The sequence below is a fragment of the Ralstonia sp. VS2407 genome (genome assembly GCF_052950655.1).
The window spans coordinates 1-535 of the sequence record NZ_JBRFVG010000125.1; the positions used below are offsets into that span (position 1 = coordinate 1).

Below are 535 nucleotides of genomic sequence, written 5' to 3' on the forward strand. Positions count from 1 at the left end.
AGGAGATCTCGTCGCTGATGCGGCGCGCGATGGGGCCGTACGCGCAGGTTCGTCGTCTTCATGTTGTCGAGCTCGATCGCGACGCGCGCGAGCCGCGCGGCGAAGAGCGGATCGTCGGCGAGCGGGCGGCCGTTCTTCGTCACTTTCGCCGCCACCGCGCGCAACTTGTCCAGCGCCGCGACCGAGAAGCCCACGCCCGCGATGTTGGTGCGCTCGTACGTGAGCAGGTATTTCGCGTAGGTCCAGCCCTGGTTCTCTTCGCCGACCCGGTTCTCGGCGGGCACGCGCACGTCGGTGAAGAACACTTCGTTCACTTCGTGCTCGCCGTCGAGCGTGACGATCGGGCGCACCTCCACGCCGGGCGAATTCATGTCGACGAGCAGGAAGCTGATGCCTTCCTGCTTGCGCACGTCGGTCGCGGTGCGCACGAGGCAGAAGATCATGTTCGCGTAATGGCCGAGCGTCGTCCAAGTCTTCTGGCCGTTGACGATGTAATGATCGCCCCGCGCATCCACGCCGCGCACCGCGCTCGTGC

At 66.2% G+C, this 535-nt stretch carries 1 protein-coding gene; it reads right to left on the reverse strand.

What is annotated here, in order from left to right; translation table 11 throughout:
* Positions 1 to 535: acyl-CoA dehydrogenase family protein (locus ACU8YE_RS24195; RefSeq protein WP_446929903.1), on the reverse strand; the 535-nt coding region annotated here is incomplete at both ends.